Raw genomic sequence first — 579 nt, 5'->3', positions numbered from 1 at the left:
ATGCTGCCCGGCGTCGGCGACGCCGGGTTCTGCTGGGCCTGGAACAGCCACGCGTTCGGCTTGCGGAAGTCATAGTCGTCGAGGCTGTAAATCCCCGGCGTCACGCTGTCCTCCAGCGCCCACTGGCTGATGCCCTCTTCATCCGTGCTGCCGCCTGACGGCGTCTGGTGGTAAGGAATCACCTCATAGCCGCTGAACGGCTGATGCTGCGTGGCGGCATCGGTCAGCACCAGGGTGTGCTTGTCCGCCTCATGGCGGAAGTGATAGGCAATCCCCTCCAGCTCCATCAGGCGGCTGATGAAGTCCAGGCTCGACTCCTGATACTGCACGCAGTAGTCCCACACCCGGTAGCTGCCGGTGAGTTTATCCTCAACGTTGACCTGATGCTCACCCAGCAGGGTTTTCACAATCTGCGGCACCGTCTGGCCCTGGAAGATACGCAGGTTACGGTCGCGCTTCATCGGCCACAGGTCCGGCTCCACCGTCAGCTGGTACACCGCATAGCGGGTGCCCGTCAGCTCAACGGCGCTGACCGCCACCCGGGTAATCTTGCCGTTAACATAGCGGGACGTCAGCAGG

1 protein-coding gene is annotated in these 579 nt (G+C 62.7%); it reads right to left on the bottom strand.

The features are described 5' to 3' along the window. A partial coding sequence (locus tag F0319_RS18835) for a type VI secretion system Vgr family protein (RefSeq protein WP_149367548.1) occupies window positions 1-579 on the bottom strand: 579 nt, incomplete at both ends.

Origin of the sequence: Enterobacter vonholyi (genome assembly GCF_008364555.1) — a bacterium.
Lineage (GTDB): Bacteria > Pseudomonadota > Gammaproteobacteria > Enterobacterales > Enterobacteriaceae > Enterobacter > Enterobacter vonholyi.
This window is presented reverse-complemented; position numbering and strand designations above follow the sequence as displayed.